Genomic DNA, 15,911 nt, shown 5'->3' with positions numbered 1-15,911 from the left:
CAGCGCTGGCTGTTTTACGCGTATGACAGGCTCCGGAAGACGGTTGTTGCGCACGTATTCGGTGAACGCACTATGGCGACGCTGGGGCGTCTTATGAGCTTGCTGTCACCCTTTGACGTGGTGATATGGATGACGGATGGCTGGCCACTGTATGAATCCCGCCTGAAGGGAAAGCTGCACGTAATCAGCAAGCGATATACGCAGCGAATTGAGCGGCATAACCTGAATCTGAGGCAGCACCTGGCACGGCTGGGACGGAAGTCGCTGTCGTTCTCAAAATCGGTGGAGCTGCATGACAAAGTCATCGGGCATTATCTGAACATAAAACACTATCAATAAGTTGGAGTCATTACCCACACAGCAATTCGTTGTTTCACTCAGGGGATTTCCATGCTTATAAATCAATATGTTGATTTATAACCGTGAGCTAATAGTAGGCATACGGACTTTTTGCGTCGATCAGATTCGTCTCATTAGTTTAAAAACTGTAAAGAATTTGCGACAGGTACTACCAGCTGAATGGCGGTAAGCAGGAAAATATGGGGAAGAGCAAGCAAATATCAATTAGCGGGGGTTAACAATCAGGCGACAGAGCCGCCTGATGAGAAATTACTTATTCGGTTTCTCGATTTCGCCAAGTTCTTCGAGAATTTCTTCCGGTTGGTCCGTCGGCGGCGGGACTTCTTCCACCCACGCGGCAAACAGACGCCAGGAAACGGCTAACAGAACCGGACCAATAAACAGACCGATCATCCCGAAAGCAATCAAACCACCAATAACACCAGAGAGGATCAGGATCAGCGGTAAATCGGCACCCATGCGAATTAACATTGGGCGGATGACGTTATCCAGCGTGCCAACCACACCGCTCCACACTAACAATACCGTTCCCCAGGTGGTATCGCCAGTCCAGTAGAGCCAGATAATCGCCGGAATCAGTACCGGCAACGGGCCAAGCTGGACAAGGCAGGAGAGGATCATTAACACCGTTAGCAACGTTGCATAAGGTACGCCGGATACGGCGAGGCCGATACCGCCAAGCACTGCCTGTACTAACGCCGTCACCACCACACCCAGCGCCACCGCGCGGATAGCCTGTGCCGCCAGCAGTACGGCGGCATCTCCGCGAACGCCTGCCAGACGGGTTGCAAAATGGCGAATGCCTTGTGCCACCTGTTCACCGCGCCAGTACAGCAGGGCACTGAAGAGAAGCATCAGCGCACAATGCACCATAAAGCGCCCGATATGCGCCGCCTGCCCAACGAACCAGGTGGTGGTGGTGCCAATATAAGGGCGGACTTTCGCCATGATCGCCGTCCCCCCCATATCCAGCAAGTTGTGCCAGCCTGCATACAGCTTCGCGCCAATCACCGGAATGGTATTAAGCCACGCCAGATCGGGTAACGTCATGTCGCCGCTGGAAATGGCTTTAATTAGCGGGCCGCTGCCGTCGACGATACTGTTAACCAGCAAAGCAATAGGGATGATAAACACCATCACTAATAACAGCGTCATCACCAGAACGGCGAGAGAGCGGCGGCCAAACATGATCTTTTGCAAACGTAACAATACCGGCCAGGTGGCGATAACCACCGTACCGGCCCATGCAAAGCCGAGAATAAAGGGTTGAACAATCCACAGACATGCCACAATCATGATGGCTAAAAACAGCACCGAAAGCAGAATTTGTGCGACATCCCTGGGCTGACGAACATTTACCATAACTACTTTTCACCTTTTTTGTGCGTCAAATCGTCGACGCGACGTGAACACGCGAAACTCACCTGCATAATGATGAGCAATTTCAGCGGTTTTTAACAGGCCGGTTCTGCCCTTAATTCTGATGGGCGTGTTAGAAAAAAATGTGGTACAACAACTCAGGCAACACGCAAACGATTTACTCGTCGTATTTCAAGTTGCATGTGCTGCGGCTACGTTCGTTCACCCCAGTCACTTACTATTGTAAGCTCCTGGAGTTCACTCGCTTGCCGCCTTCCTGCAACTCGAAATCCATAGAGTAAATAAACATCACCTTTCAGTGCGCTATTGCAGCCGCCTGAAAGAATAGTGTATCGACCTACATCACAGACCGCAGGAAAGGGGCAATATAATGATTCCACAGATTTCCCAGGCACCCGGCGTCGTTCAACTGGTGCTTAATTTTTTGCAAGAGCTGGAGCAACAAGGTTTTACCGGCGATACGGCGACAAGTTATGCCGATCGTCTGACAATGTCGACCGACAACAGTATTTACCAACTTCTCCCCGATGCGGTGGTATTTCCGCGTTCAACCGCAGATGTGGCGCTGATCGCCCGTCTTGCCGCGCAGGAACGCTATTCATCGCTGATCTTTACCCCCCGCGGCGGCGGCACCGGCACTAACGGTCAGGCGCTCAACCAGGGGATTATTGTTGATATGTCCCGCCATATGAACCGCATCATCGAAATTAACCCTGAAGAGGGCTGGGTGCGCGTTGAGGCCGGGGTTATAAAAGATCAACTCAATCAGTACCTGAAACCGTTCGGCTACTTTTTTGCGCCGGAACTTTCGACCAGCAACCGGGCAACGCTCGGTGGGATGATCAATACCGATGCATCCGGTCAGGGATCGCTGGTCTATGGCAAAACGTCAGATCACGTACTTGGCGTACGCGCGGTGTTGTTGGGGGGCGATATTCTCGATACGCAACCTTTACCCGTCGAATTGGCGGAAACGCTGGGTAAATCCAATACCACAATCGGGCGAATTTATAACACGGTTTATCAACGTTGCCGTCAGCAACGCCAGTTAATTATCGACAACTTCCCCAAACTTAACCGCTTTCTTACCGGTTACGATCTGCGTCATGTCTTTAACGATGAGATGACCGAGTTCGACCTGACGCGCATTCTGACGGGTTCAGAAGGGACGCTGGCCTTTATTACCGAAGCGCGGCTGGATATTACGCGCTTGCCTAAAGTGCGCCGTCTGGTGAACGTCAAATATGACTCTTTTGACTCTGCGCTGCGTAACGCGCCGTTTATGGTTGAGGCGCGGGCGCTTTCGGTAGAGACGGTGGACTCAAAAGTGCTGAATCTGGCGCGGGAAGATATTGTCTGGCATTCCGTCAGCGAGTTGATTACCGATGTGCCTGACCAAGAGATGCTCGGGCTGAACATTGTGGAATTTGCTGGTGATGATGAGGCGCTGATTGATGAGCGGGTAAATGCACTCTGTGCGCGGTTGGATGAGCTGATCGCCAGTCATCAAGCAGGTGTCATCGGCTGGCAGGTGTGCCGTGAGCTGGCGGGGGTTGAACGTATCTATGCAATGCGCAAAAAAGCCGTTGGTCTGCTTGGCAATGCCAAAGGTGCCGCTAAGCCAATTCCGTTTGCTGAGGATACCTGCGTACCGCCGGAACACCTGGCGGATTATATTGCTGAATTTCGCGCGCTGCTCGACAGCCACGGCTTAAGCTACGGTATGTTCGGTCACGTCGACGCAGGTGTCTTGCACGTCCGTCCAGCGCTGGATATGTGCGATCCTCAACAAGAGATTTTGATGAAGCAAATCTCTGATGACGTGGTGGCGCTGACTGCGAAATACGGTGGTTTGTTGTGGGGCGAGCACGGCAAAGGTTTTCGCGCTGAATACAGCCCGGCGTTTTTCGGTGAGGAACTTTTTGCAGAACTGCGCAAAGTGAAAGCGGCATTTGACCCGCATAACCGACTCAACCCAGGGAAGATTTGCCCGCCAGAAGGTCTCGATGCGCCGATGATGAAAGTGGACGCGGTGAAGCGCGGTACATTCGATCGGCAGATCCCCATTGCGGTACGCCAGCAGTGGCGCGGTGCGATGGAGTGTAACGGCAACGGTTTATGCTTCAACTTTGATGCCCGTAGTCCGATGTGTCCGTCGATGAAGATCACCCAGAACCGGATTCATTCACCGAAAGGGCGCGCAACGCTGGTGCGTGAATGGCTGCGTTTGTTGGCGGATCGCGGCGTTGATCCACTCAAACTGGAACAAGAACTGCCTGAATCCGGCGTCAGTTTGCGGACGTTAATTGCCCGCACGCGCAATAGCTGGCATGCGAATAAAGGCGAATATGACTTCTCACACGAAGTCAAAGAGGCGATGTCGGGCTGTCTGGCCTGTAAAGCGTGTTCGACCCTGTGCCCCATCAAAATAGATGTGCCGGAGTTTCGCTCTCGTTTTCTGCAGCTCTATCACACCCGTTATTTACGCCCGCTGCGCGACCACCTCGTCGCTACGGTCGAGAGCTACGCGCCGCTGATGGCACGCGCGCCGAAAACCTTTAACTTCTTCATTAACCAGCCGCTGGTGCGCAAACTCTCGGAAAAACATATCGGCATGGTTGATTTGCCGCTGCTGTCGGTCCCCTCGCTACAACAACAAATGGTGGGGCATCGCTCGGCAAACATGACGCTGGAACAGCTTGAATCTCTCAATGCAGAGCAGAAAGCGCGCACAGTGTTGGTGGTGCAGGACCCCTTTACCAGCTATTACGATGCGCAAGTGGTGGCGGATTTTGTCCGTCTGGTCGAAAAATTAGGTTTCCAGCCTGTGTTACTGCCATTTTCGCCAAATGGCAAAGCCCAGCATATTAAAGGTTTTCTTAATCGTTTTGCGAAGACGGCGAAAAAGACGGCGGATTTCCTCAACCGTATGGCGAAGCTGGGTATGCCAATGGTGGGCGTCGATCCGGCGCTGGTACTTTGTTATCGCGATGAATATAAACTGGCGCTGGGCGAGGAGCGTGGCGAGTTTAACGTCTTACTGGCGAATGAATGGCTGGCAAGCGCACTTGAGTCACAGCCAGTGGCTACAGTCAGCGGTGAATCATGGTATTTCTTTGGTCACTGTACCGAAGTTACCGCCTTGCCGGGTGCGCCAGCACAATGGGCCGCGATATTTGCCCGTTTTGGCGCGAAACTGGAAAATGTCAGCGTGGGTTGCTGCGGCATGGCAGGGACTTACGGACATGAAGCGAAAAACCATGAAAATTCGCTCGGGATCTATGAGTTATCCTGGCATCAGGCTATGCAGCGACTGCCGCGTAACCGCTGTCTGGCGACCGGATATTCCTGCCGTAGCCAGGTAAAACGGGTTGAAGGCACGGGGGTACGCCATCCTGTGCAGGCTTTACTGGAGATTATTAAATGATATGGAAACGGAAAATCACCCTGGAAGCACTGAATGCTATGGGTGAAGGAAACATGGTGGGGTTCCTGGATATTCGCTTTGAACATATTGGTGATGACACCCTTGAAGCGACAATGCCAGTAGACTCGCGGACAAAGCAGCCTTTCGGGTTGCTGCATGGAGGAGCATCCGTGGTACTGGCCGAAAGTATCGGTTCCGTTGCCGGTTATTTATGTACCGAAGGTGAGCAAAAAGTGGTTGGTCTGGAAATCAATGCTAATCACGTCCGCTCGGCACGAGAAGGGCGGGTGCGCGGCATATGTAAACCGTTGCATCTCGGTTCGCGTCACCAGGTCTGGCAGATTGAAATCTTCGATGAGAAAGGGCGTTTGTGCTGTTCGTCACGATTGACGACCGCCATTTTGTGACGTTGTCACCAGAAAAGTGTGACGCATATTGCTTTTGGTCATTATCTGCACAGTAAACGGTGGTATACTGTACACGTCTTGTCTAAAAGCGAGGATGCTATGTCTACTCAACTTGATCCCACCCAGCTGGCCATTGAATTTTTACGCCGTGACCAGAGCAATCTTTCACCTGCCCAATATCTCAAACGTCTGAAACAACTAGAACTTGAATTTACTGACCTGCTTACTCTCTCTTCTGCTGAATTAAAAGAAGAAATCTACTTTGCCTGGCGTCTGGGCGTGCATTGATCCTGACTTAATGCCGCAAGTTCGCCAAATCGACCTGGATTAACCTCCGTCCAGGTTCGATGACCTTCTTAATACTGCTTATCTACCGCCTGATATTGTTCAAAAATAATACTAATCGCAGTTTGTGTTAAAACGGCGGGTTAGCTTTATGAGATTATTCTTATCGCCCCTTCAAGAGCTAAGCCACTGAGAGTGCCGGAGATAAGCGCCGGATGGGGTAGAAACCCTTAAGCCTGTGTCGCACAGACTTAAGGGTTTTCTTATTTCTGAACGCTGCACTTTTTTACCTATCTCTTAAATAGTCATTTTAATACAACTTTTTCTTTTTCATCACAGCCTTAATGCTCCTTAGATAATAACCATTATCTAACAATGAGATACCTAATTCTTAGCGTACCTGTTAACCCACACATCAGGGTCTATGCTTATTAAAAGCAGGCAAAAAGCATGTTTTACGGTAAAGCCCCTGCGTTTGCTGGGTTGAACTGATAATCATTATCACTAACATGCTGTTATACGCTGAAAGCGATGAAGTGAGGTAAATCGATGGACATGCATTCAGGAACCTTTAACCCACAAGATTTCGCCTGGCAAGGCTTAACGCTGACACCCGCAGCGGCGATACACATCCGTGAGCTGGTGGCAAAGCAGCCGGGTATGGTCGGCGTGCGCTTAGGCGTGAAGCAAACGGGCTGCGCGGGCTTTGGCTATGTGCTCGACAGTGTTAGCGAGCCGGACAAAGACGATCTGCTGTTTGAACACGACGGCGCGAAGCTGTTTGTCCCGCTGCAAGCGATGCCGTTTATTGATGGCACGGAAGTCGATTTCGTTCGTGAAGGACTTAATCAGATATTCAAATTTCACAACCCTAAAGCCCAGAATGAATGTGGCTGTGGCGAAAGCTTTGGGGTATAGGCGGTACTATGTCTCGTAATACTGAAGCAACTGACGATGTCAAAACCTGGACCGGCGGCCCGCTGAATTATAAAGAAGGATTCTTCACCCAGTTAGCCACCGATGAGCTGGCAAAGGGGATAAACGAAGAGGTGGTGCGCGCAATTTCGGCGAAGCGTAATGAGCCGGAGTGGATGCTGGAGTTTCGTCTAAACGCCTATCGCGCATGGCTGGAGATGGAAGAACCGCACTGGTTGAAAGCGCACTACGACAAGCTGAATTATCAGGATTACAGCTACTACTCAGCACCATCGTGCGGTAATTGTGACGACACTTGCGCGTCTGAACCTGGCGCGGTGCAGCAAACTGGCGCGAACGCCTTTTTAAGTAAAGAGGTGGAGGCGGCGTTTGAGCAGTTGGGCGTTCCCGTGCGGGAAGGCAAAGAGGTGGCGGTGGATGCCATTTTCGACTCTGTTTCGGTTGCCACTACTTATCGCGAAAAACTGGCGGAGCAGGGAATTATTTTCTGTTCCTTTGGTGAGGCGATCCACGATCACCCGGAACTGGTGCGTAAATATCTCGGCACCGTGGTGCCGGGGAATGACAACTTCTTTGCCGCGCTTAATGCGGCGGTAGCCTCTGACGGTACGTTTATTTATGTGCCTAAAGGCGTGCGCTGCCCGATGGAACTTTCCACCTATTTTCGCGTTAACGCGGAAAAAACCGGGCAGTTTGAGCGCACCATTCTGGTGGCCGACGAAGACAGCTACGTCAGCTACATTGAAGGCTGTTCCGCTCCGGTGCGTGACAGCTATCAGTTACACGCGGCAGTGGTGGAAGTCATCATTCATAAAAACGCCGAGGTGAAATATTCCACGGTACAAAACTGGTTCCCTGGCGATAACAACACCGGCGGTATTCTCAACTTCGTCACCAAGCGTGCTTTGTGCGAAGGCGAAAACAGCAAAATGTCATGGACGCAATCAGAAACCGGGTCCGCGATTACGTGGAAATATCCCAGCTGCATTTTGCGCGGCGATAACTCCATTGGTGAGTTTTACTCAGTGGCGCTGACCAGCGGTCATCAGCAAGCGGATACCGGCACCAAGATGATCCACATCGGTAAAAACACCAAATCGACCATTATCTCGAAAGGGATCTCTGCCGGACATAGTCAGAACAGTTATCGCGGCTTAGTGAAAATCATGCCGACGGCAACCAATGCGCGCAATTTCACTCAGTGCGACTCAATGCTGATTGGCGCTAATTGTGGGGCGCATACCTTCCCGTATGTCGAATGTCGCAATAACAGCGCACAACTGGAGCACGAGGCAACGACATCACGTATTGGTGAAGATCAACTGTTTTACTGCCTGCAACGCGGGATCAGCGAAGAAGACGCCATCTCGATGATTGTTAACGGTTTCTGCAAAGACGTGTTCTCAGAACTGCCGCTGGAATTTGCCGTTGAAGCACAAAAACTCCTCGCCATCAGTCTTGAACACAGCGTCGGATAAGGAATAAACATGTTAAGTATTAAAGATTTACACGTCAGCGTGGAAGATAAAGCTATCCTGCGTGGATTAAGCCTCGCCGTTCGTCCCGGCGAAGTTCACGCCATTATGGGGCCAAACGGTTCGGGCAAAAGTACCTTATCGGCAACGCTTGCCGGGCGCGAAGATTATGAAGTGACGGGCGGCACGGTTGAGTTCAAAGGCAAAGATTTGCTTGCACTGTCGCCGGAAGATCGTGCAGGCGAAGGCATCTTTATGGCCTTCCAGTATCCGGTGGAGATTCCAGGCGTCAGTAACCAGTTTTTCCTGCAAACGGCACTTAATGCAGTGCGCAGCTATCGCGGCCAGGAAACGCTCGACCGCTTTGATTTTCAGGATTTGATGGAAGAGAAAATCGCTCTCCTGAAGATGCCGGAAGATTTATTAACCCGTTCGGTAAACGTTGGTTTTTCCGGCGGCGAGAAAAAGCGCAACGATATTTTGCAAATGGCGGTGCTGGAACCGGAGTTATGCATTCTTGATGAGTCGGACTCCGGGCTGGATATTGACGCATTAAAAGTGGTCGCCGATGGCGTGAACTCCCTGCGTGATGGCAAGCGCTCATTCATCATTGTTACGCACTACCAACGCATTCTCGACTACATCAAGCCTGATTACGTCCATGTGCTATATCAGGGACGAATTGTGAAATCCGGCGATTTCACGTTGGTCAAACAACTGGAGGAGCAGGGTTATGGCTGGCTTACCGAACAGCAGTAACGCGCTGCAACAGTGGCATCACTTGTTTGAAGCTGAAGGGACAAAACGCTCCCCGCAAGCACAGCAGCATTTACAACAATTGCTGCGTACCGGACTGCCGACACGTAAACATGAAAACTGGAAATATACGCCGCTGGAAGGGCTGACCAATAGCCAGTTTGTCAGCATTGCGGGGGAGATATCCCCACAGCAGCGTGATGCCTTCGCGTTAACGTTAGACGCCGTGCGGCTGGTGTTTGTCGATGGACGTTACGTGCCCGCGCTGAGCGATGCAATTGAAGGCAGCGGATATGAAGTGAGCATTAACGACGACCGTCAGGGGTTACCCGACGCTATTCAGGCGGAAGTGTTTCTGCATTTGACGGAAAGCCTGGCACAAAGCGTGACGCATATCGCCGTGAAGCGCGGTCAACGGCCGGCAAAGCCATTGCTGTTAATGTATATCACCCAGGGCGTGGCAGGTGAAGAGGTGAACACTGCCCATTACCGGCATCATCTGGATCTGGCGGAAGGTGCCGAAGCAACGGTGATCGAACATTTTGTCAGCCTTAATGATGCTCGTCATTTTACCGGGGCACGGTTCACTATCAATGTCGCAGCGAACGCCCACTTGCAGCATATCAAGCTGGCGTTTGAAAACCCGCTCAGTCACCACTTTGCTCATAACGATTTGTTGCTGGCTGAGGATGCCACCGCATTTAGCCATAGTTTCCTGCTGGGTGGCGCAGTGTTACGAAACAACACCAGTACGCAACTCAATGGCGAAAACAGCACGCTGCGGATCAATAGCCTGGCGATGCCGGTGAAAAACGAGGTGTGTGATACCCGTACCTGGCTGGAACACAATAAAGGTTTTTGTAACAGCCGACAGTTGCACAAAACTATCGTCAGCGACAAAGGCCGTGCGGTATTTAACGGTTTGATCAACGTCGCGCAGCACGCCATCAAAACGGATGGTCAGATGACCAACAATAATCTGCTGATGGGCAAACTGGCGGAAGTGGATACGAAACCGCAGCTGGAAATCTATGCAGATGATGTGAAATGCAGCCACGGCGCGACGGTGGGGCGTATTGATGATGAACAGATGTTCTATCTGCGCTCGCGCGGGATCAATCAGCAGGATGCCCAGCAGATGATCATTTACGCCTTTGCTGCCGAACTGACGGAAGCACTGTGTGATGAGGGGCTTAAACAGCAGGTGCTGGCCCGAATCGGTCAACGGCTGCCAGGAGGTGCAAGATGACTTTTTCCGTCGACAAAGTGCGGGCCGACTTTCCGGTGCTTTCGCGTGAGGTAAACGGTTTGCCGCTGGCTTATCTCGACAGCGCCGCCAGTGCACAGAAACCGAGCCAGGTGATTGACGCCGAGGCCGAGTTTTATCGTCATGGCTACGCGGCGGTGCATCGCGGTATTCATACCTTAAGCGCCCAGGCGACCGAGAAAATGGAGAACGTGCGCAAGCGGGCATCGCTGTTTATTAATGCCCGTTCGGCGGAAGAGCTGGTGTTCGTCCGCGGCACGACGGAAGGGATCAATCTGGTCGCCAATAGCTGGGGCAACAGCAATGTGCGGGCGGGCGATAACATCATCATCAGTCAGATGGAGCACCACGCTAACATTGTCCCCTGGCAGATGCTTTGCGCACGCGTTGGCGCAGAGCTGCGTGTGATCCCTCTCAACCCCGACGGTACGCTGCAACTGGAGACGCTGCATACGCTGTTTGATGAGAAAACTCGCCTGCTGGCAATTACTCATGTCTCCAACGTGCTTGGCACAGAAAATCCACTGGCGGGAATGATCACGCTTGCGCACCAGCATGGAGCAAAAGTGCTGGTGGATGGCGCTCAGGCGGTGATGCATCATCCGGTGGATGTTCAGGCGCTGGATTGCGATTTTTACGTGTTTTCCGGGCATAAACTGTATGGCCCCACCGGGATTGGCATTCTTTATGTCAAAGAAGCCTTGTTGCAGGAGATGCCGCCGTGGGAAGGGGGCGGTTCTATGATCGCCACCGTCAGCCTGAGTGAAGGCACTACCTGGACCAAAGCACCATGGCGGTTTGAAGCCGGTACACCCAATACCGGGGGCATCATTGGTCTTGGCGCGGCGCTGGAATATGTTTCGGTGCTGGGGCTTAATAACATAGCCGTGTATGAACTGAATCTGATGCATTACGCGCTATCACAGCTGGAATCTGTACCGAATCTCACTCTCTATGGCCCACAAAACAGGCTTGGCGTTATTGCTTTTAATCTCGGTAAACACCACGCCTATGATGTTGGCAGTTTTCTCGATAATTACGGCATTGCTGTGCGTACCGGACATCACTGCGCTATGCCATTAATGGCCTATTACAACGTCCCTGCGATGTGTCGGGCGTCGCTGGCCATGTATAACACTCATGAAGAAGTGGATCGTCTGGTGACCGGCCTGCAACGTATTCACCGTCTGCTGGGATAACAGGGAGGCACTATGGCTTTATTGCCGGATAAAGAAAAATTGCTGCGTAATTTTTTACGCTGCGCCAACTGGGAAGAGAAATATCTCTACATTATTGAGCTGGGCCAGCGTCTGCCAGAATTACGCGACGAAGACCGAAGCCCACAAAATAGCATTCAGGGCTGCCAGAATCAGGTGTGGATTGTCATGCGCCAGAATGCGCAGGGAATTATTGAATTGCAGGGCGACAGCGATGCGGCGATTGTGAAAGGGCTTATTGCGGTCGTATTTATTCTCTACGATCAGATGACGCCGCAGGATATTGTCAATTTCGATGTGCGTCCGTGGTTTGAAAAAATGGCGCTCACCCAACATCTCACCCCATCTCGTTCACAAGGTCTGGAAGCGATGATTCGCGCAATTCGCGCCAAAGCCGCTGCACTTAGCTAAACTAAAGGGACAGCTTTCATCCGGTTGGCTCACATTGCCGGATGGTCAATGTTTACACTGACCTGCACAGGAGTGTTTTGGTTTCAGGTGAACATAAGCGCCATCCGACGTTTCAGCGTGAGTCTCCGGCAAATACAGGAGGTTTACAATGAAACGCGCGTCTTTGCTTACACTCACGCTTATCGGCGCTTTTAGCGCTATCCAGGCTGCCTGGGCGGTTGATTATCCGCTACCACCAACCGGAAGCCGACTGGTTGGGCAAAATCAAACGTATACGGTGCAAGAAGGGGATAAAAACCTTCAGGCTATTGCCCGACGTTTTGATACTGCGGCAATGTTGATCCTTGAAGCCAATAACACTATCGCCCCGGTGCCAAAACCTGGTACGACGATAACTATTCCTTCACAACTGTTATTACCTGATGCACCGCGTCAGGGGATTATCGTTAACCTTGCAGAGCTGCGCCTTTATTATTATCCGCCGGGAGAAAATATCGTGCAGGTTTATCCGATAGGTATTGGCTTGCAGGGGCTGGAAACGCCGGTGATGGAAACGCGTGTGGGGCAGAAAATCCCTAATCCAACCTGGACGCCTACGGCAGGCATTCGTCAACGTTCGCTGGAGCGTGGCATTAAATTACTGCCAGTCGTTCCTGCCGGACCAAATAACCCGCTAGGACGTTACGCACTGCGCTTCGCGCATGGTAATGGCGAATACCTCATTCATGGTACCAGTGCGCCGGACTGCGTCGGTTTGCGCGTCAGTTCGGGCTGTATTCGCATGAATGCACCGGATATTAAAGCCTTATTCTCCAGCGTGCGGACGGGAACGCCGGTGAAAGTGATCAACGAACCGGTGAAATATTCCGTGGAGCCTAACGGGATGCGTTATGTTGAAGTACATCGACCACTATCGGCAGAAGAACAGCAGAACGTTCAGACAATGCCATACACACTGCCAGCAGGCTTTACGCAATTTAAAGACAATAAGGCTGTAGATCAGAAGTTAGTCGATAAAGCGTTGTATCGTCGGGCAGGGTATCCGGTTTCGGTGAGCAGTGGAGCAACTCCCGCAGCCAGCAATGCGCCTTCAGTAGAGTCAGCGCAGAATGGTGAACCAGAGCAAGGGAATATGTTACGCGCGAGGCAGTAGTGGTAAATAGCAGACAAAAAAAATGGCGCACAATGTGCGCCATTTTTCACTTCACAGGTACTATTACTTGCGGTATTTAGTAGCCATGTTGTCCAGACGCTGGTTAGCACGAGCTGCGTCATCTTTAGCAGCCTGAACGTCGGAACGCATTGCGTTCACGTCGTTGCTCAGCTGGTCAACTTTAGCGTTCAGAGTCTGAACGTCAGAAGACAGCTGATCGATTTTAGCGTTGCTGGAGCAACCTGCCAGCAGAGTAGAACCCAGGATTACCGCGCCCAGTACCAGTTTAGTAGCTTTCATTATTAATACCCTCTAGATTGAGTTAATCTCCATGTAGCGTTACAAGTATTACACAAAGTTTTTTATGTTGAGAATATTTTTTTGATGGGAAGGCACTTATTTTTGATCGTTCGCTCAAAGAAGCATCGAACGCTGGGTTTTAGATAAAAAAATTGAGAGAAAACAGGATGCTTCCATCGGATTCATCTTAGATAAAGTGAGATTATATAGTGAAATCCGATTTGATTTTTTATTGCTTCTGGTTATCGATTAAATAAAAAAAGCGCCCATCAGGGCGCTTCGATATACAAATTAATTCACAAAAGCAATATTACAGGACGTGAACAGATGCGGTGTTAGTAGTGCCGCTCGGTACCAGTGCACCAGAAACCATAACTACAACGTCACCTTTGTGTGCCAGACCGCTCTGCAGAGCCAGTTCTTTACCCAGACGGTAGAAATCATCAGTAGAAGTGATCTCTTTAACCAGCTGCGGCACAACGCCTTTGCTCAGTACCAACTGATGAGCCGTTTTTTCGTTGGTGGTCAGTGCCAGGATGGTGGCATCCGGGAAGTATTTACGTACTGCGCGAGCAGATTTACCGCCCTGAGTAGCAACCACGATCAGCGGAGCATCCAGTTTTTCAGCAGTTTCAACGGCACCACGGCATACCGCTTCGGTAATGCGCAGTTTACGGTTGTCATTGTTGAACTCGAGACGGCTGTTCATCACGCGGTCGGTACGTTCGCAGATGGTCGCCATGATAGAAACCGCTTCCAGCGGGTATTTACCTTTTGCGGATTCACCAGACAGCATCACTGCATCAGTACCGTCGAGGATGGCGTTTGCAACGTCACCGGCTTCTGCGCGAGTCGGGCGTGGGTTTTTGATCATGGAATCCAGCATCTGGGTCGCAGTGATAACGACTTTACGTGCACGGATACATTTTTCGATCATCATCTTCTGGGCGAAGATAACTTCTTCTACCGGGATTTCTACACCCAGGTCGCCACGCGCAACCATGATGCCGTCAGAGGCTTCGAGGATTTCGTCGAAGTTGTTGAGGCCTTCCTGGTTTTCGATTTTGGAGATGATGTGGATGTTTTCGCCGCCGTGCGCTTTCAGGTGCTCACGGATTTCGATAACGTCAGAACGCTTACGAATAAAGGAAGCAGCAACAAAGTCTACGCCTTGTTCGCAACCAAAGATCAGGTCCTGTTTGTCTTTTTCAGCCAGTGCTGGCAGAGCAATGGAAACGCCAGGCAGGTTCACACCTTTGTTTTCGCCCAGGTCACCGTTGTTCAGCACTTTACAGATAACTTTGTTACCTTCAATGGCGGTAACTTCCATACCGATCAGACCATCGTCAACCAGTACGGTGTTGCCAACTGACAGGTCAGTAGTGAAACCTTCATACGTTACCGCAACCATTTCGCTGTTGCCGATAACAGATTTATCAGTGGTGAAAGTAAAGGTCTGACCAGCTTTCAGAGAAACGTCGTTACCGCCTTCCAGTTTCATGGTGCGGATTTCCGGACCTTTGGTATCAAGCAGGATAGCGGCGGTTTTACCAGTTTTGCTCATCACGTTGCGCAGATTCTGAATGCGCTGACCGTGTTCTGCATAGTCACCATGAGAGAAGTTCAGACGCATAACGTTCATGCCAGCGTCCAGCATTTTAGCTAACATCTCTTCAGATTCGGTTTTCGGTCCGATGGTGCAAACAATTTTGGTCTTTTTCATGACAGTCTTAGTCTTTAAGTTGAGAAGGATGGGAGAAACTTGCTTTCTGGACGCACTGCCGGAAAGCGAATCCGGTATTACGAAAGTGGTGGTGCCTCGCTCTAAGGATAGGTGACATCGAAAAAGCGTGCAGAGGAATGTGTGCTTGTGTCTCAGCCCAACGTGAGTGCCTGTTTTTGAGTCGTTGAGTTCTACAGTCCAAAGTGCTGAAACCATTCAAGAGTCAATTGGCGCGCATTATACGCTGAAATTAATCCAAAAGGAAAACAAAAACAGCGTTTCAAAAAATATACAACTTGTTAGACAATAAATTGTTATCAAAGATTTAACGTTCCAGGGAAAAGGTTACGCAAAAACTTCGCTGTTTGCGCAACGTCTGGTGCCAAAGTTGTCAGTGTGAGGATAAGTGAAAGTTCATCCGGTGTATAAATATATCATCGCTCAATTGCTACAGTTAAAATAATTTATCGCGTTATTTGTCTGATTTTGTTTGATTTTTTGTTTAATTGGTTAGATTGATATATGCTGATAGTTGGCATGATAAATAGGTATAAAGAATGGGAAATCGGACAAAAGAGGATGAACTGTACCGAGAAATGTGCAGAGTTGTCGGGTGATGCTGCCAACTTACTGATTTAGTGTATGATGGTGTTTTTGAGGTGCTCCAGTGGCTTCTGTTTCTATCAGCTGTCCCTCCTGTTCAGCTACTGACGGGGTGGTGCGTAACGGCAAAAGCACTGCCGGACATCAGCGCTATCTCTGCTCTCACTGCCGTAAAACATGGCAACTGCAGTTCACTTACACCGCTTCTCAA

The 15,911-nt window shown here is 50.7% G+C and carries 16 protein-coding genes and 1 pseudogene; 13 read left to right on the top strand and 4 right to left on the bottom strand.

Going from position 1 to position 15,911, the window contains the following annotated elements:
* Window positions 1-339: pseudogene (locus BGK49_RS23170) on the top strand (IS1-like element IS1B family transposase); the annotation flags it as partial.
* A 270-nt stretch (window positions 340-609) separates the two neighbouring features.
* On the opposite strand, the gene ydiK reads toward BGK49_RS23170, so the two are convergent.
* Entirely contained in the window at window positions 610-1,722 is a 1,113-nt protein-coding gene (gene ydiK, locus BGK49_RS23165; RefSeq protein ID WP_000248636.1) for an AI-2E family transporter YdiK, read from the bottom strand.
* A gap of 388 nt (window positions 1,723-2,110) precedes the next feature.
* Here ydiK and ydiJ point away from each other — a divergent pair, with 388 nt between their 5' ends.
* From ydiJ to ldtE, 10 genes are all read left to right on the top strand, one after another.
* Window positions 2,111-5,167 (top strand): D-2-hydroxyglutarate dehydrogenase YdiJ, encoded by a 3,057-nt coding sequence (ydiJ, locus tag BGK49_RS23160; protein WP_000613005.1) that lies wholly within the window; start codon window positions 2,111-2,113, stop codon window positions 5,165-5,167.
* Window positions 5,164-5,574 carry a 1,4-dihydroxy-2-naphthoyl-CoA hydrolase gene (gene menI / locus BGK49_RS23155; protein ID WP_000637981.1) on the top strand — a complete coding sequence of 137 codons (411 nt, stop codon included), beginning with the start codon at window positions 5,164-5,166 and terminating at the stop codon, window positions 5,572-5,574. The genes ydiJ and menI overlap by 4 nt, the downstream gene beginning before the upstream one ends.
* Before the next feature lie 99 nt (window positions 5,575-5,673).
* On the top strand, window positions 5,674-5,862 hold the full coding sequence (locus BGK49_RS23150; protein ID WP_005028181.1) for a YdiH family protein: 189 nt from the start codon (window positions 5,674-5,676) through the stop codon (window positions 5,860-5,862).
* A gap of 546 nt (window positions 5,863-6,408) precedes the next feature.
* Window positions 6,409-6,777, top strand: coding sequence for a Fe-S cluster assembly scaffold SufA (sufA, locus tag BGK49_RS23145; RefSeq protein WP_000367160.1), 369 nt, complete (start codon window positions 6,409-6,411; stop codon window positions 6,775-6,777).
* An 8-nt stretch (window positions 6,778-6,785) separates the two neighbouring features.
* Window positions 6,786-8,273, top strand: a complete 1,488-nt coding sequence (gene sufB / locus BGK49_RS23140; protein ID WP_005041956.1) for a Fe-S cluster assembly protein SufB — start codon at window positions 6,786-6,788, stop codon at window positions 8,271-8,273.
* A gap of 9 nt (window positions 8,274-8,282) precedes the next feature.
* Window positions 8,283-9,029 (top strand): Fe-S cluster assembly ATPase SufC, encoded by a 747-nt coding sequence (sufC, locus tag BGK49_RS23135; RefSeq protein ID WP_000948855.1) that lies wholly within the window; start codon window positions 8,283-8,285, stop codon window positions 9,027-9,029.
* Complete coding sequence (sufD, locus tag BGK49_RS23130) at window positions 9,004-10,275, top strand: Fe-S cluster assembly protein SufD (RefSeq protein WP_000907993.1); 1,272 nt, start codon at window positions 9,004-9,006, stop codon at window positions 10,273-10,275. Before sufC ends, sufD begins: the two co-directional genes overlap by 26 nt.
* The gene (gene sufS, locus BGK49_RS23125; protein ID WP_000144559.1) at window positions 10,272-11,492 is read left to right on the top strand and encodes a cysteine desulfurase SufS; all 1,221 of its coding nucleotides are present in this window, start codon (window positions 10,272-10,274) and stop codon (window positions 11,490-11,492) included. The genes sufD and sufS overlap by 4 nt, the downstream gene beginning before the upstream one ends.
* 12 nt (window positions 11,493-11,504) lie before the next feature.
* A complete protein-coding gene (gene sufE / locus BGK49_RS23120) occupies window positions 11,505-11,921 on the top strand; it encodes a cysteine desulfuration protein SufE (protein WP_001196526.1) in 417 nt (138 codons plus the stop codon).
* Between the two features lie 148 nt (window positions 11,922-12,069).
* Complete coding sequence (gene ldtE, locus BGK49_RS23115) at window positions 12,070-13,074, top strand: L,D-transpeptidase LdtE (RefSeq protein ID WP_000817086.1); 1,005 nt, start codon at window positions 12,070-12,072, stop codon at window positions 13,072-13,074.
* Window positions 13,075-13,137: 63 nt separating this feature from the next.
* Here ldtE and lpp read toward each other — a convergent pair whose 3' ends face one another.
* From lpp to ynhH, 3 genes are all read right to left on the bottom strand, one after another.
* Window positions 13,138-13,374 (bottom strand): murein lipoprotein Lpp, encoded by a 237-nt coding sequence (gene lpp, locus BGK49_RS23110; RefSeq protein ID WP_000648420.1) that lies wholly within the window; start codon window positions 13,372-13,374, stop codon window positions 13,138-13,140.
* A 310-nt stretch (window positions 13,375-13,684) separates the two neighbouring features.
* On the bottom strand, window positions 13,685-15,097 hold the full coding sequence (pykF, locus tag BGK49_RS23105; RefSeq protein ID WP_001295403.1) for a pyruvate kinase PykF: 1,413 nt from the start codon (window positions 15,095-15,097) through the stop codon (window positions 13,685-13,687).
* Between the two features lie 7 nt (window positions 15,098-15,104).
* Window positions 15,105-15,299, bottom strand: a complete 195-nt coding sequence (gene ynhH, locus BGK49_RS31475; RefSeq protein ID WP_250543251.1) for a protein YnhH — start codon at window positions 15,297-15,299, stop codon at window positions 15,105-15,107.
* 355 nt (window positions 15,300-15,654) lie between these two features.
* Between ynhH and BGK49_RS31810 the strand changes: the two genes are divergently transcribed.
* Both BGK49_RS31810 and BGK49_RS28640 read left to right on the top strand, forming a co-directional pair.
* A complete protein-coding gene (locus tag BGK49_RS31810; protein ID WP_073817080.1) occupies window positions 15,655-15,714 on the top strand; it encodes a DUF2767 family protein in 60 nt (19 codons plus the stop codon).
* Between the two features lie 50 nt (window positions 15,715-15,764).
* On the top strand, window positions 15,765-15,911 hold a 147-nt coding region (locus tag BGK49_RS28640; protein ID WP_001393286.1), incomplete at its 3' end, for an IS1 family transposase.

Source organism: Shigella sp. FC1544, assembly GCF_001722145.1.
GTDB lineage: Bacteria > Pseudomonadota > Gammaproteobacteria > Enterobacterales > Enterobacteriaceae > Escherichia > Escherichia coli.
The sequence above is the reverse complement of the archived record's forward strand: the minus strand, read 5'-3'. Positions and strand labels throughout refer to the sequence as shown.